Here is a 19157-nt window from a genome sequence, read left to right on the forward strand (position 1 = left end):
ATCGCCACCGCGACGGCCGGCCGCGCCGGGCTATAATGGCACGACTTCATCAACTTAACGGATTGGATATGGATTGGCTGCATTATTTGCTCGACGTTTTGCTGCATATCGACAAACACTTGGCTGATTTGATCGGCGAGTACGGCACTTTGACTTACGCGATTTTGTTTGCGGTCATCTTTATCGAAACCGGTTTCGTGGTGATGCCGTTCCTGCCTGGCGATTCCTTGTTGTTCGCGGCCGGTGCGTTCGCGGCGATGGAGTCTTTCGAAATGCCGACCTTATTGAGCCTGTTGGCGCTGGCGGCGGTGCTGGGCGATACCGTCAACTATTGGATAGGACGCAGCATCGGCCAAAAGGCCTTTACGTTGAGTTGGGTAAACCATCAGCATTTGCTGAAGGCCCAAGCCTTTTACGATACTTACGGCGGCAAAACCATCGTCTTGGCCCGTTTTGTACCCATCGTGCGCACCTTCGCGCCGTTCGTTGCCGGCATCGGCCGGATGCGCTACCGGGAATTTCTGTTGTTTAACCTGATCGGCGGCCTGGCCTGGGTGCTGATTTGCGTGTTCGCCGGGTATTTTTTCGGCAATATTCCGGTCGTCAAGAAAAACTTCGAACTGGCGATTCTGGCCATCATCGTCATTTCGATTTTGCCCATCGTCATCGAAATCTGGAAAGCCCGGCGGCAACCCGCCGAATAGGAGAAAACGATGGGGGACATCAGCGATTCGCAAAAATGGTTGGTGCTGGCTTTTGTGGTTGGCGCCTGCGCGTTGATTTACTTGTTGTCGCCGGTATTGATGCCTTTCGCGGTCGCCGCGGTCTTGGCCTATCTTGGCGACCCGCTGGTCGACAGACTGGAAGCGCTGGATCTCAAGGGCCGGCGCTTGAGTCGCACCGTTGCGGTGATCCTGGTGTTTTCCGGCATTTCGGTGGCGATCGTCGCCTTGCTGATCGTGGTGGTGCCGGCCCTGGAATACCAAATCGGCGACTTCATCGATAAATTGCCGGCCTATTTGAATTGGCTGAACCGCACCGTGATTCCGGTATTGCAGAAATATCTGGGGCGGGGGATTCGGCCCGTGCATATCGAGCAACTCAGCGCGTTGATTAAAAGCCAGTGGCAGAGCAGCGGCGGGGTCTTCGAAAACGTGCAGTCGGTTTCGCACTCCGGCGCGGTGGTTATTGGCTGGTTGATGAATCTGGTGCTGATTCCGGTCATCACCTTTTACTTGTTGCGCGACTGGGACGTGCTGGTCGCGCGCATACACGATTTGTTCCCGCGCCGTTACGCCCGCACGGTCGGCGCGCTGGCCGCCGAGGCCGACGATGTTCTGGGCGCTTTTTTGCGGGGCCAGTTTTACGTGATGCTGGCCTTGGGCGGCATTTACAGCATCGGTTTGTGGTTGGTCGATTTGGAATTGGCACTGGTGATCGGCATGGTGGCCGGCTTGATCAGCTTCATTCCTTACATGGGCGCGCTGGTCGGCATCGTGTTTTCCTGCACCGCCGCGCTGCTGCAATTCCAGGATGTTGTGCATTTGCTGCCGGTGCTGATCGTATTCGCGGTGGGCCATAGCCTGGAGGGCATCGTATTGACGCCTTGGCTGGTCGGCAACAAGATCGGTCTGCACCCGGTCGCGGTGATGTTCGCGGTGATGGCCGGCGGCCGCTTGTTCGGCTTTCTCGGCGTGTTGCTGGCCTTGCCAGTGGCTTCGGTGATTATGGTTTTACTGCGGCATTTGCACGAACGCTACACCTTCAGCGGTTTTTACAGCAAGGGCTGAGCGATGCGGCTTACGATCGCATTGTGCGGTATTTGCTTGGCGGCGTCGGCGTCGGCGAGCGACCCTGCCCGCGAGCTGGCTTATGCCGATGCGATCCAACAACCGGCGTTGGTCGGCGAGGCGGTTTGGTTGCAAGCCGGCGAGGGCCGGCAATTTCTGGCGCTGTTCGTCGATGCCGAAAAAACCGCCAACGAGCAAGTCGCCATCATTCTGCACGACGCGGATAGCCATCCGGACCAGCAACCGCTGATACGCGAACTGCGCACGGTGTTGCCACGGCATCGCTGGGCCAGCTTGGCGATACAGTTGCCGTTGCGGGAAGCCGGCGCGGCGCTCGAAGACTATTACTCCTTGGTCGGCGAGGCCGATGCCAGGATACAAGCGGCGATCGATCAGGCGCTGAAAATCGGCGCCAAGCAAATCGCGATCGTGGGTTACGGAATAGGCGCGGCAATGGCGGCCGCGCGTCTCAGCCGGACCCCGGCCAACGTGGTCGCGTTTGCCGCGATCAGTTTGCCGGTACCGGACAGCACTCAGGCCGGCGCGCAAACGTTAAGCTTGGTCAAGAACATCAATCTGCCGTTGCTGGACGTTTACGCCGAAGCCGACTGGCCGGACGTGGCGGAAACGGCGGTCAAGCGTCGCATTGCCTGCAAGGAGAACCCGGTCTACCGGCAGCTCCGCATCGACGGCGACGATCACGCCTATCGGCAAAATTACCCGTTGCTGGTCAAACGCGTTTATAGTTGGCTGGCAACAACCATCACGGAACATCAACAATAACAGCTGGGAGAATTTATGCCATTGAACGAAGACTTATATGCCGAGATTCGGCTGCTGGCGCTGTACAACCTGGAGTCGATTCAGGAGGGGGTTAAGGTGCACGGCAATGCCGAGCCGGCCTTGATCGCGGCGGCGCGGCGCTTACATGACAAGGGCTTGGTCAGCCAGGCCGACGGCGGTTACTTGACCGACTTGGGCATCGAAGCCGCCGAGCACGCCCAAAAACTGTTAACCATCCTGAAAACGCGCTAAGCCGTTTTCGGTGCTGTCGGCTCGGCTCGGAAAGCGCCGGGCTGGCGGCGCTTCATAGTCCCAAATCGAACAACCATTTCACCGAGGCGTAGCCGACCACGGCGATCAATGCGCTGTAACTGAGAAAACGTAAGGGCTGGCCGAGGTTATGCCGCCAGAAACCGGCGTGCTCGCCTTGTAGTTTGCGCAGACGGTACAGTTCGCGCTGGGTTTCCTGGCGTTCGGCCTGATAGGCATCGCACAGCGCGCGAGCCTGTTCCAGATCGTCGGCATCGTGAAGCCAGATTGCCGCGGTCGATATGCCCCAGTTGCCGGCCGAGGTTTCGTAAAAGCCGATCTCGTGTTCGGTCAACAGTTGCCGGATGTCGTCGGCTTCGTCGAGCGGTACGTCTCTTAAATTGAAAAATAACACGGCCATGAACGATCTAGTGCTGGCAAGTTGGACAGAAATAGCTGGCGCGCTGGCCGATTTTCAGGTGTTGGACCGGTTCCTTGCAACTTAAACAGGGTTCGCCGCCCCGGCCGTAAACCCGCAACGATTGCTTGAAGTAGCCGGGTTTGCCTTGGGCGTCGGTAAAGTCGCGCAAGGTAGTGCCGCCTTGGGCGATGGCTTGCTCCAGCACGGTTTTGATCGCGGCGCACAGACGGGCGCAGTCGTCGGCGCCCAGGCCGCCGGCCGGCCGGGTCGGTTGGATGCCGGCCAGAAACAAGGACTCGTTGGCGTAGATATTGCCGACGCCGACAACGATGTGGCTGTCCATGATCAGCTGTTTGATTGGCGCTTGCCGGCCGGCGACGCGCTGGGCCAGATAAGCCGGATCGAAATCGGCGGACAGCGGTTCCGGGCCGAGTTCCGCCAACAGCGGATGCGAATGCGGATCGTCCGCCGTCCAAAGCACCGCGCCGAATTTGCGCTGATCGTTATAGCGCAGCAGGGTGCCGTCGTCGAACACAAAATCGAGATGGTCGTGCTTGCCGTGGGCCAGTCCGGCCTGGCCGATGCGCAGATTGCCGGACATGCCCAGATGTATCAATAGCGTGCCGTTGTCGAGGTCGAACAACAGGTATTTGCCGCGCCTATCGATGCGGCGTAGCCGGCGGCCGGTCAGTAGCGCGTTCAGATCGGTGGGCACCGGCCAGCGCAAGCGGGATTCGCGAACTTCGACCGATGCAAAGGTTTTGCCTTCGATGTGCGGCGCGATGCCGCGTCGGCTGGTTTCGACTTCGGGGAGTTCCGGCATCGCGGGGATTAAATTTGCGTCAACAAAAAGCCGGCTTCGTCCTGAATTTTTCGGCGCGACCATAATAAGGCCCAGCGCGTGCCGCCGCATTGCCGCCACAGCAAGGTGGAACGGATGCCGGCCAGCAACAAGGCCCGAATTTTGTTGACGATGGCTTGGTTGCCCAGGTACTGCGGGTCGCCGGCGACCATGATGCGCGGTTGCAGCGTGCTGATGGAGCTGTGATAAATGTCGGCCAAATTGGCCAGGACGTTTTCGTGCAAGATGCCGAAATGCTCCGACTGGGCTTGTGCCCTGGCGATGCCGGCCCGGATGTTGTCCTGCATCTCGGTCTTGCCCGCCAGCTTTTTTTGCAGATAGACCAGTTGGGCGGCGTAGCGGGTTTGTTCCGGGCTGGCCTGTTCGCGGTTTGCCAATTGTCGTTGCAACTGCTCCAGTCCGTGAGCGACGCCGGCTATGCCGCCGTACACCTCGGCCACGCTTTCCGAGTCGATTTTCAACAGGCTAGCGATGCTGGTCTGCATCGCCAGGGTTGGGCAGGCGCCGGTGGTAGCCAATTGGTGTACCAGCGAGCAGGCCTGGGCGATGCCGGCCAGCGCGATCGTCTGGTTGCTCAGCGTCTGTATCGTCATCTTCAGTTGCAGGCGGCTGTCGTACAACTGGGTTTAACCGGCTTGCCGGATTTTATCCAACCTTGAATACCGCTGGACAAATGATAGATTGGGTTCATGCCCTTTTGTTCGGCCAGTAATTTGCCGAGTTTAGCGCTACGGTTGCCGGATCGGCACACCAGAATCACCGGCTGGTCGGGCGAGGTTTTCAATTTCTCGACCTGACTATTCCAGGCCTCCTGATCGATTTGGCCGTTCGCGTCGAAGGATTGCAACAAGCGACTTTGCGGAATCACGCCGGAAGCCTGCCATTCCTGTTCGGTGCGCACGTCGATGACTAGCGCGTTTTGGTTTTTCTGCATATCCAGTAATTGCTCGGCGTTGACTTCCGCCAGTTCGCCGGCCGTTAACCGAAAGCTGATCAACAGGGCAGACAGAGCCAAGAGTATCGATTTTTTCATAAACCACCGGTAACGGACATGTTAAGAGCTCAACAGCGGAAACACGCATTTGGCCCACCAATCGATGCTTTCCAAATAAAGTTGGCCGATTCGGGTATGCGAAACACCCCGATAAGGTGCCAAGGACGCTTCCCAGCGCTCGTGCGCGATACAAAATCTGAGCGCTTCGCCGGGGCCGCCCGCGTATTCCAACACGGCTTGCATTATATCGTCGGACAGCGGCAACTGTTCGATAACTTTCGGCAACGGCATGTCCAGCAAGGCGTCCAGACCGGACAGCATGCCGACGAAGAAAAACAGCTCTCGGTCCTGGCCGGTTTCCAGTGCCAGCAGTTCGCACAGCTTGGCGCGGATCAGTACGTTTTGCAGAACCGAGGAGGGCTTGTCGCTCAGGGTAGACAGCGTCAGGATGTTGACCCAGCGCTTGACCTCGATCAGCCCTAAGCAGACGATGGCGTGCTGAATCGATTCGACCTTGCGCGGCAGCGCGAAAAACGCCGAGTTGATGTAATGCAGCAGCTTAAAGCTCAGGCCGACGTCTTGCGAGACGATGTTGCCGATCTCCGCAAACTCGACATCGGGATTGTTGACGGCCGACATCAGCCGGATCGCCGAGGCCTGACTGACGCCGAGACGTTTGCCTTCCACCAGATTGGGTTTGCTGAAGAAAAAGCCCTGGAACAGTTCGCAGCCCCATTCTTTCAACGCTTGAAATTCCGCGTGGGTTTCGACTTTCTCGGCCAGCAGGCGCAAGCCGTAGCCCTTAAGTTCGGTGATCAAGGCGTGGGATTTTTCGAGGCCGTCCGCCATGATGTCCAATTTGACGATGTCGGCGATTTCCAGCAACGGCCGCCATTCCGGCGTCAACACGAAATCGTCCAGCGCGATTGTGTAGCCCAATTCGGACAAGGCCTTCAGGTTGGCGACGATGGCGTCGTCCACCGCGACCGATTCCAGGACTTCGATGACGATGCGGTCCTTGGGTAGGTGTAGCGGAATGTTGTCGAGCAAATTCCGGCCGGTAAAGTTGATGAAGGCCTTATGCGGTCCGACCAACTCGTTCAGGCCGATTTCCAGAATCGTGTCGGTAATCACCTGACGGGTGGCATTGGCCGCGCCCTCGTGTTGGCTCAAATCGAAGTCCTTGCCCCGAAACAGAATTTCGTAAGCGAAGGTGCTTAAACCCTGGTCCAATATCGGCTGTCTGCCGATCAGAAAATCTGTCATGCGTTGCGACTCCCCCCGTGCATCCTCTATCATGAGGCTTGGTGGGGTTTTATACACGAGCGTGCCGCGCTCGTCGAGTGACCCGCCGATTCGGATTTCAACAAACTTTCGGAGAACTCTATGTCGGAAACAGCGTCTTTAACGGTAACGGGTATGAAGTGCGGCGGTTGCGAGAACAATATCGTCAGTAAACTGTCGGCGGTACCGGGCGTGATCGCGGTCAAGGCCTCGCATGCCGAAAAAAGCGTCGAGGTCGAATACGATCCGGCGCAAACCAATCTCGACGAAATCGAGGACACCATCGTCGAAGCCGGTTTCAAAGTCGAATAAATCGCGATGCTCGCTTGCCCGGCCATGGTTGCCGATCCCGGCACCGCTGCTAGAGTCCCAACAACGGCGAATGCCGGAGTATTCCAATGACCACTGACCAAGTTCAAACCACCGAAACCCGCTTGTCGATTCTAGGCATGCGTTGCGCGGGCTGTATTGCCGCCGTCGAAACCGCCTTGCAACAGGTGCCGGGCGTCGAAGCGGTCGCCGTGAATTTCGCCGATCATTCCGCGACCGTGACCGGTCCGGCCGATCATGAAGCGATGAAGCGCTCGCTGCGGGAAGCCGGCTACGACGCGGCGGTGATGGAAGGGCTGGAAGACCCGCGCGAGGAAGAGGAGCAGGAAGAACAGCGCTATCGCGATTTGATGAACAAGGCCAAGGTCGCCGGCGCGCTGGGCCTGCCGCTGATGTTGGGCGGTCACCTGGACTGGTTTCCGGCGATGGGTACCGCCGCCGGAGCCGATTTTTGGTCCATCGTCGCGCTGTTGACGCTGGCGGTGATGTTTTATTCCGGCGGGCATTTTTTCGTCAGCGCGATCAAGCTGTTGCAAGTCCGGCAAAGCAATATGGACACCTTGATCGCGTTGGGGACCGGTTCGGCCTGGCTGTATTCCTGCGTTGTGATCGATTTTTCCGGGCAACTGCCGTCACTGTCGGCGCACGCTTATTTCGAAGCCTCGGCGGTGATTCTGGCCTTCATCAATTTGGGCAGCGCGTTGGAAACACGGGCGCGCGGCAAAACCTCGGCGGCGATACGCGCCCTGATCGGCCTGCAGCCACGCACCGCCCGCGTGGTCCGCGACGGTGCCGAGATCGACGTGCCGATCGAGCAGGTCGGTTTGGGCGAAACCTTGCGGGTCAGGCCCGGCGAAAAAATTCCGGTGGACGGTGTCGTGCTGGAAGGTCATTCCAGCGTCGATGAAGCGATGTTGACCGGCGAGTCGATTCCGGTCGAAAAGCAGGTTGGCGCCAATGTGGCCTCCGGCACGATGAATCTGCACGGCAGCTTTTTGTTCACGGCCACCCGGATCGGTCGCGACACCGCGCTGGCGCAGATCATCCAAAGCGTGCGACAAGCCCAGAATAGCAAGCCGGCGATCGCCAAACTGGCGGACCGAATCTCGGCGGTCTTCGTGCCCAGCGTGGTCGCTATTTCCGTGTTCACGTTTTTCGTGTGGCTGATCTTCGGTCCCACGCCGTCGCTGGGTTACGCGTTCGTGACCGCGATGACGGTATTGGTGATCGCCTGTCCGTGCGCGCTGGGCTTGGCGACGCCGATTTCGGTGATGGTCGCGGTCGGCCGGGCCGCGCAAACCGGGATTTTGATCCGGCGCGGCGAAGCCTTGCAGAGCGCCGGGAAAATCAGTTGTCTGGTGTTGGATAAGACCGGCACCGTCACCACCGGCAAGCCGAGTTTGGCCGACGTGGTGGCATTCGGCGACTACAGCGTCGAGCAAGTGTTGCAGCGCGCGGCCAGCCTGGAATCCGGGTCAGAGCATCCGCTGGCGGCCGCGATTTTGGCCGGCGCGGCCGATCGCGGTTTGGCGCTGGATAAAGTCAGACGCTTTCAGGCGGTGGCCGGCCATGGCATCACCGGCCGGATTGCGGACCGGCTCTGGTTGTTCGGCAACGCCGCGTTGATGGCGGAAAACGGCATCGATGACGCGCCCTACCGCGAAAAAATGGCCGAGTTGTCGGCCAGGGGCCAGACCGCGATGTTACTGGCCGACGAAAAAACCGTGGCCGGCATCGTCGCGGTCGCCGATCCGATCAAGGCCGATTCGGCCGAGGCGGTGCGCCGTCTGCAAGCCGCCGGCGTCCGGGTGTTGATGGTGACCGGCGACAACGAAATCACCGCCAAGGCCATTGCCGCGCAGGCCGGCATCGGCGAAGTCCGCGCGCAAGTCTTGCCGCAAGACAAGGCCGCCGTGGTGCAAGCCTTGCAGCGGCAAGGTGAAATCGTCGGCATGGTCGGCGACGGCATTAACGACGCGCCGGCCTTGGCCCAAGCCGACGTCGGCCTGGCCATCGGCACCGGCACCGATGTCGCGATCGAAAGCGCCGACATCGTGTTGCTGCAAGGCTCGCTGCTGAAAGTGCCGGAAGCGATGGCGCTGTCGCGGCTGACCGTGACCAATATCCAGCAAAACCTGTTCGGCGCCTTTATTTACAACACGATAGGCATTCCGGTCGCGGCCGGCTTGTTGTATCCGCTGTTCGGTCTGTTGCTGAATCCGATGATTGCCGGCGCGGCGATGGCAATGTCGTCGGTGACCGTGGTCAGCAACGCCAACCGGCTGCGCTGGATGAAACTCGAGTAAACCGGGCCGCCGCCCGCCCGCTAAAGCTTGAACTGCGAAATCGTCGTGCGCAGGTTGCCGGAAATTCGCTGCAGTGTGCTGGCCTCGGCGGCGGTTTGCTTGGCGTCGTCGGCGGTATTGGCGGTGACTTCGTTGATGGCGATGACGTTTTGGTTAATGTGGTCGACGACCAGAGTTTGTTCGCGGACCGCGTTGGAAATATGGGCGTTCATTTCCGAGATCTGCTCGGCCATGCCGGAGATGTTGTCGAGTAAAACACCGGTGTTTTCGATGACGGTAACGGTTTGCTTGGCTTGGTTTTGGCTTTCGGACATGGCTTTGACCGCTTCCCTGGAGCCGGTTTGTAGGCGTTCTATCATCGCCTGAATTTCGTGGGTCGAGGCTTGAGTCCGGCTGGCCAGCGTGCGGACTTCGTCGGCGACCACCGCGAAACCGCGCCCCTGTTCGCCGGCCCTGGCGGCTTCGATCGCCGCGTTCAGCGCCAATAGATTGGTCTGATCGGCGATGCTCTGAATCACATCCAACACCGAACTGACGTTGACGCAGTCTTGCTCCACGTTGCCGATCACATGGCTGGCGCTGTCGATGTAGGCGGACAGCGCATGGATGGCTTGCACGGTGTCGGTAACGACCCGCTTGCCGTTGTTGGCGTCGGCGCTACTTCTTTGCGCGGCTTGGGCGGCACTGCCGGTGTTGCTGGATACTTCGGCGGCGGTGGACGACAGCTCGGTCACCGTGGTGGCCACCTGATCGGTGCCCTGTTGCTGCCTGACCATGTCGATTTGTACTCGCTCGGCCAGTTGGCTTAGCCGGCTCGAAGAGCCGGTCAGTTGCTCGGATTCCATCGCGACTTGCCGCATCATCGCGTGCAACGTCGTTAAAAAGTCGTTGAATAGTTCGACGATGCTCCCGATCTCGTCCTCTCCGTCGTAGGGAATCCGGCGGGTCAGGTCGCCGCCACCTTGTTTTAGCGCTTGCAGCGATTGCCGCAACGCGGTCAGCGGCGGCTCGATTTTGAAATACAGCATCAACAAGCAAATCACGACGAACACCAGTAACGTGATCGAAAAGGCGATGCGGGTGGTGCCATAGTCGGTCAGCGTTTGGCTGAGCAAATGTTTGGAGCGGGCCACTTCGTCGTCGATCTGGGTAGTCAGGGTTTGCAGTTTTTCAGTCAGGCGCGCGGCGGAGTCGTCCAGCCCGGTACCGGCCGCCTTCATCGTCGCGGTGCCGGCTTCGTTGCCGAACTTGATGTAGTCCCAGCCCATTTTGACGCCGGTATCGTGCATGGTCTGAACATGTTCTTTCAACACATCGATTTGCGGCTTGAGATTGGGTTCGATTTGGCGGGCTTTTTCCAGGTTTTCCAGAGCCGAAGTCAAATTCTGTTTGGCTTCGGCGAAGCCGTCGTCGGAATGGGTCGCGCCGACGTCGGTCAGGAATTGCTGGATTTGCACGACGTGAAAGCGGACGTGCGACAGCGCGTCGGAAACGTCCTGCTTGCGGGTGGCCTCGGCCAGCGTGCGATCGATCGATTGAAATGCCTGCCACAGCGAAACCACGAATAGCAGGTTGGCGAGCGCAAGTATCGAGGCGATGGCAATCAGATAGGTTTTAATGGAAGTCGATTTAAACATGGATGGTCGGGGTAAGTGGGGATGGTGTGAAGCCGAGAATGGGCGGCGGCGTGTCGCGTGGCCTAGCCGTTTTGGGCTGGCCGCATGTTCAGGCCGATAATTTTTCCAGCTCGTCGGCCAGCTTTGCCAGCGAGGCGAGAGCATCTTGCTGGCTTTTCGACAACGTTTCGTGGTTTTCCGCGATGCAGCGCTCGATTTGCCGGCGTTGCTCGGCGATCAGGCCGAGGCGTCGTTCGCGGCTGCCGCGCAGTTTGCCGACCATGTCGCTGAACGCGCCGGCCAGTTCCTGTAATTGATCGTTTTCCCGCAGCTGAGTGACGGTATCCAGATTGCCGTCGCCGACTTCCCGGCACAAGGTCTCGAAACGGTACAACGGTCCGGCGATCTTGTGCGAGGCGTACAGCACCGTACCGGCCGCGATGCCGCCGGCCACCAAAATGGCCACCACGTTGCCGATCAAAATCGACACGCCCAAGCGTTCGGCGGCGTTGACGATATTGACGTGCGCGGATTGGGCTTGCGCCTGCAAATCGCCGCCGGTCATCCAGTAAATCAGTAGCGCCGAGCACAAACCGGCCAGCAAGATCAGCGCGAACACGCCGAGGATGAAGCGCCCCTGAAACTCTTTTTTAATGAAAACGCGGCTGCGTTTGGATTCGGTGTTGTTCATTTTCGGAAACCTTAATTGACGTTGTGACAGGTTAAGCAAAGCTCGCCATCGCTATTGTTGCGGCGCAGTAAGAAGCTTTTTTTCAGGCGTTCGGCGTTCATCAGCTTGTCCATGAAACTGTGGCTGGCTTGCGGCCGATCGCTGTCCAGCCGGCCGTGGGTGTAATGGCAGGTCAGGCAGGTAATGTCGTTTTCTTCGTTCAGCGGCAAGTCGGCCGGTACCGGAAAGTCGATATTCAAACCGACCTTATGGCCTTGATTGGGATTGTGGCAAGACGAACACATCGCCACCCCGTCCTTGCTGAACCCGGTTGGGTCCACGGGCAGGTTTTTGGTCAGCAACACCCCTTCGTCCTTGACCTCCGGCGTCGCGGCATGGCAAGCGGTGCAAGCGTTATTCGGCGTCTGTTTGGTGACGACGTGCGGATTCTCGTCGGCGGTTTGCGCGCCGCCGACAAACGCCAGCATGATCAAAAAACCGCCGACCCTCAGGGCGCTGGGTATGAGTCGTTTATTCATGGCTAGAAAGACATCACGATTTGGGCGATACCCAGGCGGCGGTCGAAATAGCGCTCGTAGGTGCGAGTGCCCAACGAGTCGTCGTATTCGAATTTGATCCGCAGGTGGTCGCTGAATTTGTAATTGAAACCCAGCGTCAACATCGACAGGTCGTTGACCGCTACCGTGCTGCCGTCGAAGTCCAGGGCCAGATCTTGCGACGGCTGCCAGCGGCTGTAGCGGGCGAATGCCGTGATCGGCAACTTGATCAGGCTTTCCAGATCGGCGGTGAAGGTGGAGTGGTAGCCGAGTTGGTGACCCTTGCCGAATGGACTTCTGTCGGGGCTAGGCACAATGTTGCCGTCGGCGTCCAAAAACACCTGCTGATGGGCGTTTAACAGCATGAATTCGTTCTGCAATCGCCACGGACCGTAGCCTACGCTCAAGTCGGCGCCGTAGACGGTGTTGCGGATGCGATTTTCGCCGTCGAGCTCGCTTAGATGCGATACGCCGATTTCGATGCCTTCCGGGGCGGCGTTATGGATTTTATAGGCGTTTTGGCCCAAGGCCAGACCTAGCCGACCGCCGATGGCGTGGCCGTCGTTGGCGTACAGCGCGTCTGTCCAGAATACCGAGTAATTGAAGATGTCCCCGGCACCGTAGGAGCGGATACCGTCGCCGTTATAACCGCCCAATTGCATCCGCGAGGTGGTCAGTGGCGCGGTCACGGTGATCCGGTCCTTGTTGGCGAAGTTTTGGTAATCGTTACCGAACGGCAGGTCGAAACGGCCGGCCTGAATATGCAGGCCCTTGTTGTTGAAGATGCGGCCGCGCGGCGGGATGCGGTCGTTAAATAAATGGTAGTCGACCAGCGCGACCGCGATGCCGGCCATCGTACTGCCGCCGCTCAACGCGCCGGGACCGCTGTTGCCGCAGAAAATCGCGCCCGGCGCGCCGTAGTCGGCGTTTGACGAATTGCCGCACAGCACCAAGGCCGAGCTGGCACCGAAATGGTCGTCGTGCACATAGTCCAAATCCAGCTCCACCGAACCGACGCTGAAGGTCTGGTCGGTGGAGTTGCCGGTTTTGGCGTTGATGTCGAAAAAGCCGCTGATTTCCAAACCGCTGGCCGACGCGGCTTCGCGGAGTTCGCTGACTTTTTTGTCCAGCGCTTGCAATTTGCGGGCAACGCCATCGTCGCCGGCGGGGGCCGGTTTCGCGGCCGCGACGGCAGTTGCCGCCGGCGTGGCGGCTGGCGGTATTGGCGCGGCAACGACGGCGGCCGGCGTGGCCCGTTCCTGCTCCAGTTGCTTGATCCTGGCTTCCAGTTGTTCGATCTTTTGGTCTTTTTCCTTCAGCATGGCTTGCACGATCCGACGGATATGCTCGTCGTCGGCCGGCGCGGCGACTACCGTCGGCGCCGTCGCGGCGCCCAGCAATGCAATCGATAGGAAAGTTAAGTGTCGAGGCATATTCGCTCTGCGGTATCGAAGTTCTGAAAGTAACCGGACTGTCATATCGGTTTTCAGCCTAGTCGCTTTTTTTATGAATACAACCCGGTGATTTGCAGGAGAAATCGTCGAGAAATCCGATTTACCTCAGCGGCGCGCTTGCGCAAGCTTCAGAAGACCGGGAAGTTTTTGTAAACGGCGGAATTTTTTTGGCGTTAGCCGGCCGTTTTGGCGCTTATCGATATGCTCAGTAGTTCGGCCCAGGCCATTCGAATGCTTGGCGGCACCCTATAAATAAAAGGTATGGCCGCGAATGCTCATCAGCGTGTTTTTCCTCACGCAGAAGGAACGTGATCCTAAAAAAATGCAGTTGGTGTGTTATAGGCCGTTCGTGCTGAGCAACGTCGAAGCATGGACGGCCTATAACCTGTCCACCTGTTGGGCGATTGAAAAATCCCGCTCACCCTTCGACAAGGCTCTCCTGAGCGTAGCCGAAGGGCTCGGGGCAAAGGGGATTTTTTAAGGCCCAACTGCTCTTTAGGATGATAGGTGCCGTAGCGGCTTCAAACTGTGTTGCCCGGCTTGGATGTCATCGATCGCTAAATCGCTCCGCGATGCTCCATTGCCACGCGCGTCCGCGATCCTGACGCGGTTCTGTACCGTTTCGGCAATTCAATTCCCACCCACTATGCGGATACAGCAACACCGTGACGCCAAGCTGTTGCTGACTAGGCAGCGAGTCAGCAGTTGCTGGCTCTTGGTCAGCAGCTTATCACCGCTTGCCGCGCATCGGCAGCGGCTTGGTCCATGGCGTTTGATGGGGTGCTCCGGCTTTTAATGTATAAAAATCATTTGTTTATCTAGCGTGATCTGGTTGGCGGCGGCATCGGGGCGCATAGCTGGCATATCGGTTGCACTACAGGGCTAGGCTGGTGTGTGCGCCGATACTGTCGGCGGGGCAAACCGGTTCGAATTTTCGAAATTGCCATTCGACTAGGTGAGACAGTGAAACAATATTTAGATAGCGCCGATGCGCCCCGTGTCGGTCCTCGGGCCGGCGTCCCCAAAACTCTAGGCCGACGCAACACCTTGTCGGCATGCGTGACCTTGGCATTGGCGGGCGCGCCGCTGATGGTCGTTACGGAAGCCGACGCGGCGCCGGCGAAAAAGTCGGTCAAAAAAGTCGCCGCGCCCGACAAATCAGTATCCGATTTGGAAGAGAAAGTGGCCAGATTGACGGCGGAGTTGGAAGCGTCCAAACGCCGGGAGCAGGAATTGCTGCGGAAAAATGCCGCGAGCGCCGCAGTCGGTTCGGCCGCCGCGAGCGGCGCCACGGGAGAAGTTGGCACGGCTGGCGAAGCGGCCGCGCTGGCGGCGGTCGAGCCCGAGCCGGCCGTGGTCGATGAAGAGAAACCGAAAAGTCTGTCCGAGGTATCGGTCACCGCCCGACGCAAGGAAGAGAAGTTGCAGGAAGTACCGATTCCGATTGCGGTCATCAACCGGGAAACCCTGGAGCGTGACAACGTGGTGTCGGTGCAGGATTTCTCCCGTCGCGCGCCTAACTTGGGCGTCACATCCGCAAACGCCCGGCAGACCAGTATCGCGTTACGGGGCTTGGGTAAAAACAGCGGCAACGAATCGATGGAGTCCAGTGTCGGGGTGATGGTCGATAACGTCTGGCGGGCCTGGGTCGGTTCGGCTTGGGCCAACTTCGCCGACCTGGATCAGGTCGAGGTGCTGCGCGGCCCGCAAGGCACCTTGCAAGGCAAGAACAGCAATTTGGGCTTGCTGAACATCACCACCAAGGCGCCGTCATTCAAGGACAGCTATTACGTGGACGGCTTTGCCGGCGACCGCGATACCTTGCAAGGCAAGTTCGGCGCCACCGGCACGATACTGCCGGGGCTTTTGGCGTATCGGGCGAGCGGTTTTATCGACAAGCGCGACGGTTACATCAAAAATTACGATATCCACCGTAGCGAGGGCGATTTAGGCGAAACCAACGCGCTGGGCGGACGCTTGCAATTTTTGTTGACGCCCAGCGACGTGTTGAGTGCGAAGGTCATCGTCGATAAAACAGCGTCTACCCAAACCATGAGCGTACAGCCGCTAATTGCCGATCCGACGAGTTTCGCAAACGGTGCTTCCAGGGGGACGACGTTTAGTACCCGCTTGGCGCGAAACTGGTTTGACCCGGTACGCAGCAATGGTCAACCTTTAGCGATCATCGGAGACCCTCGAGCGATGGCGAACAATGAGCGCCGTCAATCTCGCGGTGACGGTTCGGGTGTGTCCGCGGAAATCAACTACGACGCGTTGGGGCACCGCTTTACGTCGATTACCGCTTGGCGCGACGCCTTGTTCGAACCGAATCACGACGGCGAGAGCAGTACCGCCGACATTGAGCGCATTAGCGGTTGGACCGTGAAAAACCAACAATGGTCTCAGGAACTGCGCATAAGCTCGAAGGAGAAAGGACCAATCGATTATCAGGCCGGCGTGTTTGCGATGCGGACCATTGCTGATACGTTTAACCAGCGTTTGTTTGGAAGTGATGCCGGGGCTTTCTATGCTAGCAACTCCCAATACTCAACCTTGAACAGCAATGCGATCGGGCGGCAAATGATGCTGGCGTCCCTGAACAATGTAATGTACCGGCAAAGCGTTGTGCCCGCGACCGACAGTTACGCGGCGTACGGGCAGGTCAACTGGCATGTGACGGACGACGCCACCTTGACCGTGGGGCTGCGCGATACCTTTGAGCGGCGGGAAAACACCGGTTGGAGCCATCCGATCGGCGGAGTCGATTTAGACGCGCTCGGCGCCCAGATCGGCGCTTCGGCAAGTCAGATCGCGGCCGCCAAGGCCGTTCGTAGTGGCCGTTTGGGAACCGAGTGGGATGCACCTCGGCAAGGATTCGATCAAAACTCGCAAAACTGGCTGGTCAACCCCAGCTACAAAATCAACAAGGATTTGATGGTTTATGGTTCGGTGTCCGGCGGCAACAAATCCGGTGCGGCGCAATTTAACTTGAACACCGGTAAGGTAGAAAACGTCAATCCGGAAAATGTCATGGATTACGAATTCGGCATCAAGAGCACTTGGCTGGATCGCAAGCTGGTGGCCAACGTCAACTTCTATCAAACCGACATCGAGGGTTTCCAGTCGCAATTGGTTATTCCCTGCACCATTGGCGTGGACGGCTGCACCACGGGTAACCGAACGACCTTGGGTAACATCAAGGGCATTCAATTGCGCGGTATCGAATTGGAGACCAACTACGATATTACACCGGGCTTGAGCGTATTCCTGAACGGTTCGTTCAATAGAGCGATCTATACCGACTTTGCCAACGCGCCGTGTCCGCCGGAAGCGAATTCGGTGGTTTGCGACCAAACCGGACGGACTCTGCCGAACGCGCCGACCTTCACCGCCAACTACGGCGTCGATTACCGCGCGCCGTTAACTTTCGGCTTGGGCAACGATTACGGCTTGCAGTGGCACGCTTACCTGATCGACAGTTACAAATCGGCGGCCAACTACAACGCCAGCTTGTCGCGCTACGGAAAACAAGATGCCTACCACGTCACCGACGGCGGTATCGGTATCGGTACCAAAAACGGCAAATACAACCTGGATTTGGTCGGTCGCAATATCTTCGACACGATCTACTTTACCAACGCCGGAAACTTTTCCAGCACCAGCGCCGCAAGCGCCGCCTACGGCGACGCGCGCTACTACGGGGTGCATTTCCGCGCCAAATTTTAAGGTTAAATCCGGCCGGGCGGCTTGAGGGTCGTCCGGCTGCATGTTTCACTCACTTCGATAGAGGAAAGTTATGTCAGTCAAGTATTCGACCCTGTTGTTGAGTATCAGCGCTTTGTTGGCGGCCGGCGCCGCTGTCGCGGACGACCCGGTCACGCCGGCGATTCCGGGGGTCGCGGCCGGCGGCGTCGTGCTGGAGTTAATCAAGGACGGTTTCAACGGCACCGAAGGGCCGATAGGCTATAGCGACGGCAGCTTGCTGTTCACCGAGACCAATGCCAATAAAATCGTGCGCATCGGGCCGGACGATAAAGTGTCCACGTTTTTGGAGAACTCCAACGGCGCCAACGGCTTGGCCTTGACCCCGGACGGCAAGATCATCGCCGTGCAAACCAAGGATACCCAGGTCGGAGCGATTTATCCGGTCAAGGAGAAAAGTGTGCTGGCCAAGGACTACCAGGGCGTTAAATTTCAAAGGCCCAACGACTTGGTGCGCGCCGGCAACGGCGGTATTTATTTCACCGACAGCGGCACCCGGCCGACTAAGGAAAATCCCAACCCGGAACCGTCGCATCCCGGTGTGTTTTATATCAGTCCGGCCGGCGAGCTCAAACAGTTGGCCAACGACATCGAGCGGCCCAACGGCATTCAATTGAGCAAGGACGAAAAGACCTTGTACGTCGCCAATACCCAGGGCGAACACATTCTGGCTTACGACATCGCCGCCGACGGCTCGATTGCCAATCGCCGCAATTTCGCCAAGCTGGAAGGCTGGCAAAAAGGCGAGGACGGCGCGTGGTCCAGCGGCGCCGATGGTTTGGCGCTGGATGACGAAGGCCGCTTGTTCGTGGCCTCGAATGCCGGCATCGAGGTGTTGAGCGCCAAGGGCGACGCGCTGGGCACGATACCGGTTCCGAAAAAGCCGCAAAATCTGGCCTTCGCCGGTAACGACAAAAATATTTTATACGTCGTGGGTCGCGGTGCCGCTTACAAAGTGCCGCTATTGACCAAGGGTATTTCCAGCCGGCCCAAGTAAGGCGGTCGGCAGTTCAAATGGGCTAAAGGCCTTGATCGTCGGCGCCGGCGTTCGGAGATGCCTTCGGTCGCCGCCAAAGCGCCTCCTACCGGCGGCATGGGACCGGCGGTGTTGTAGGAGCGGCTTCAGCCGCGATTGACGGCGCCGGCGTTGCTAAAGCGCTCGCAAAATACGGGTGGATGGGTTTTTCGATTTAGGCATAGTGGTGGCCTCTTGACGGGACGAGGATATTCCTCGGCCCGTTTTTTTTGCCTGTGGTTCGCTGCCGGCGGCGGCGCCGGTGTTGATGCTAGCCGAGCAGCACCGCCTGTTGCCGAGCTGCTGCAAATTCATCAGACGCTAGCGGAATCTCGCGCGAGATTCGATGCGTCAAAAGAGATTTTCTAAATAACTCTTTTATAAACAGTTGTTTATAGCTATTTCAATCCGGTGTTTTCGGTTGGCATGCTACTTGCCATACCACTAGAGGATTAACCCTGACGCGTCGAACGACGCTTGTTGAAAAATGAAACGAGAAAACACAAACATGAAACGACCCCTCTCATTCGTGCTGTTGGCGATGTTGCTGACCGCGCCGGCCTTCGTATCGGCGGCGGAGAAAGACGCTCACGTCCATGCCGATGCCAAGCCGGCGGCGCAGGCGCCAAGACCCTACGAGTACAAAACCCCCAAACTGAATCGCGCGCAAGTCGATGCCTTGCTGGCCAAGCCCGGCGAATTGTTGTTCATCGACACCCGCCGACCCGACGAAATCAGCAAGATCGGCTCGTTTCCGGTGTATCTGAACGTGCAGGTGGACGGCATCGACGCGGCGTTGCCGTTCATTCCCAAGGATAGGGCTATTGTCACGGTCTCCAATCACGCCGGCCGTGCCGGCAAGATTGCCGATTTGCTGGCTACGAAAGGTTTCAAGGTGGTCGGCGCGGTCGGTTCGCAAAATTACGAGGAAGAGGGCGGCAAGATCGTCAGGATCGTGCCGCCGGAACCTAAAACCAACTGATCGTAACCGCGGATTGCCGGCGTGGCGGCGGTCCGCGTTCATTCGCACGGGGCGTTCCGGTGCTGGAGTTTTTGGAGTGGTG

19 protein-coding genes are annotated in these 19157 nt (G+C 58.6%); 10 read left to right on the forward strand and 9 right to left on the reverse strand.

Annotated elements, in window-relative coordinates; all coding sequences use genetic code 11:
- Positions 1–35: 35 nt before the first annotated feature.
- From AC3B8H_RS01285 to AC3B8H_RS01300, 4 genes are read left to right on the forward strand one after another with little or no spacing between them, the layout of a single operon-like run.
- Positions 36–704, forward strand: coding sequence for a DedA family protein (locus AC3B8H_RS01285; RefSeq protein ID WP_488439815.1), 669 nt, complete (start codon positions 36–38; stop codon positions 702–704).
- 9 nt (positions 705–713) lie between these two features.
- Positions 714–1790 carry an AI-2E family transporter gene (locus AC3B8H_RS01290; RefSeq protein ID WP_488439816.1) on the forward strand — a complete coding sequence of 359 codons (1077 nt, stop codon included), beginning with the start codon at positions 714–716 and terminating at the stop codon, positions 1788–1790.
- Positions 1791–1793: 3 nt separating this feature from the next.
- Positions 1794–2573, forward strand: coding sequence for a DUF3530 family protein (locus tag AC3B8H_RS01295; RefSeq protein WP_488439817.1), 780 nt, complete (start codon positions 1794–1796; stop codon positions 2571–2573).
- Positions 2574–2588: 15 nt separating this feature from the next.
- Positions 2589–2825, forward strand: coding sequence for a TIGR02647 family protein (locus AC3B8H_RS01300; protein WP_488439818.1), 237 nt, complete (start codon positions 2589–2591; stop codon positions 2823–2825).
- Between the two features lie 52 nt (positions 2826–2877).
- Here AC3B8H_RS01300 and AC3B8H_RS01305 read toward each other — a convergent pair whose 3' ends face one another.
- From AC3B8H_RS01305 to AC3B8H_RS01325, 5 genes are read right to left on the reverse strand one after another with little or no spacing between them, the layout of a single operon-like run.
- Positions 2878–3243 carry a DUF6164 family protein gene (locus AC3B8H_RS01305; protein ID WP_488439819.1) on the reverse strand — a complete coding sequence of 122 codons (366 nt, stop codon included), beginning with the start codon at positions 3241–3243 and terminating at the stop codon, positions 2878–2880.
- A 7-nt stretch (positions 3244–3250) separates the two neighbouring features.
- A complete protein-coding gene (gene mutM / locus AC3B8H_RS01310) occupies positions 3251–4066 on the reverse strand; it encodes a bifunctional DNA-formamidopyrimidine glycosylase/DNA-(apurinic or apyrimidinic site) lyase (RefSeq protein WP_488439820.1) in 816 nt (271 codons plus the stop codon).
- Positions 4067–4074: 8 nt separating this feature from the next.
- Complete coding sequence (gene hflD / locus AC3B8H_RS01315; protein WP_488439821.1) at positions 4075–4725, reverse strand: high frequency lysogenization protein HflD; 651 nt, start codon at positions 4723–4725, stop codon at positions 4075–4077.
- Complete coding sequence (locus AC3B8H_RS01320) at positions 4701–5138, reverse strand: rhodanese-like domain-containing protein (RefSeq protein WP_488439822.1); 438 nt, start codon at positions 5136–5138, stop codon at positions 4701–4703. The genes hflD and AC3B8H_RS01320 overlap by 25 nt, the downstream gene beginning before the upstream one ends.
- A 21-nt stretch (positions 5139–5159) precedes the next feature.
- Positions 5160–6365, reverse strand: a complete 1206-nt coding sequence (locus AC3B8H_RS01325; RefSeq protein ID WP_488439823.1) for an EAL and HDOD domain-containing protein — start codon at positions 6363–6365, stop codon at positions 5160–5162.
- A gap of 120 nt (positions 6366–6485) precedes the next feature.
- Between AC3B8H_RS01325 and AC3B8H_RS01330 the strand changes: the two genes are divergently transcribed.
- Entirely contained in the window at positions 6486–6695 is a 210-nt protein-coding gene (locus AC3B8H_RS01330) for a heavy-metal-associated domain-containing protein (RefSeq protein WP_488439824.1), read from the forward strand.
- 86 nt (positions 6696–6781) lie between these two features.
- Complete coding sequence (locus AC3B8H_RS01335) at positions 6782–9019, forward strand: heavy metal translocating P-type ATPase (RefSeq protein ID WP_488439825.1); 2238 nt, start codon at positions 6782–6784, stop codon at positions 9017–9019.
- 20 nt (positions 9020–9039) lie between these two features.
- On the opposite strand, the gene AC3B8H_RS01340 is transcribed toward AC3B8H_RS01335, so the two are convergent.
- From AC3B8H_RS01340 to AC3B8H_RS01355, 4 genes are all read right to left on the reverse strand, one after another.
- Positions 9040–10656: a methyl-accepting chemotaxis protein gene (locus AC3B8H_RS01340; protein ID WP_488439826.1), complete on the reverse strand. Its 1617-nt coding sequence runs from the start codon at positions 10654–10656 to the stop codon at positions 9040–9042.
- 88 nt (positions 10657–10744) lie between these two features.
- Positions 10745–11326 (reverse strand): hypothetical protein, encoded by a 582-nt coding sequence (locus AC3B8H_RS01345; RefSeq protein ID WP_488439827.1) that lies wholly within the window; start codon positions 11324–11326, stop codon positions 10745–10747.
- An 11-nt stretch (positions 11327–11337) separates the two neighbouring features.
- Positions 11338–11844: a hypothetical protein gene (locus AC3B8H_RS01350; protein ID WP_488439828.1), complete on the reverse strand. Its 507-nt coding sequence runs from the start codon at positions 11842–11844 to the stop codon at positions 11338–11340.
- Positions 11845–11846: 2 nt separating this feature from the next.
- On the reverse strand, positions 11847–13295 hold the full coding sequence (locus tag AC3B8H_RS01355; protein WP_488439829.1) for a hypothetical protein: 1449 nt from the start codon (positions 13293–13295) through the stop codon (positions 11847–11849).
- Between the two features lie 292 nt (positions 13296–13587).
- Here AC3B8H_RS01355 and AC3B8H_RS01360 point away from each other — a divergent pair, with 292 nt between their 5' ends.
- The 4 genes from AC3B8H_RS01360 to AC3B8H_RS01375 all read left to right on the forward strand — a co-directional run bounded on the left by AC3B8H_RS01360 (position 13588) and on the right by AC3B8H_RS01375 (position 19075).
- Entirely contained in the window at positions 13588–13797 is a 210-nt protein-coding gene (locus AC3B8H_RS01360; RefSeq protein ID WP_488439830.1) for a hypothetical protein, read from the forward strand.
- Positions 13798–14279: 482 nt separating this feature from the next.
- Entirely contained in the window at positions 14280–17042 is a 2763-nt protein-coding gene (locus tag AC3B8H_RS01365; RefSeq protein ID WP_488439831.1) for a TonB-dependent receptor, read from the forward strand.
- Positions 17043–17112: 70 nt separating this feature from the next.
- Positions 17113–18075, forward strand: a complete 963-nt coding sequence (locus AC3B8H_RS01370; protein WP_488439832.1) for an SMP-30/gluconolactonase/LRE family protein — start codon at positions 17113–17115, stop codon at positions 18073–18075.
- A gap of 526 nt (positions 18076–18601) precedes the next feature.
- Positions 18602–19075 carry a rhodanese-like domain-containing protein gene (locus AC3B8H_RS01375; protein WP_488439833.1) on the forward strand — a complete coding sequence of 158 codons (474 nt, stop codon included), beginning with the start codon at positions 18602–18604 and terminating at the stop codon, positions 19073–19075.
- Positions 19076–19157 lie beyond the last annotated feature (82 nt).

The organism is Methylomonas sp. BG-2 (assembly GCF_057766305.1).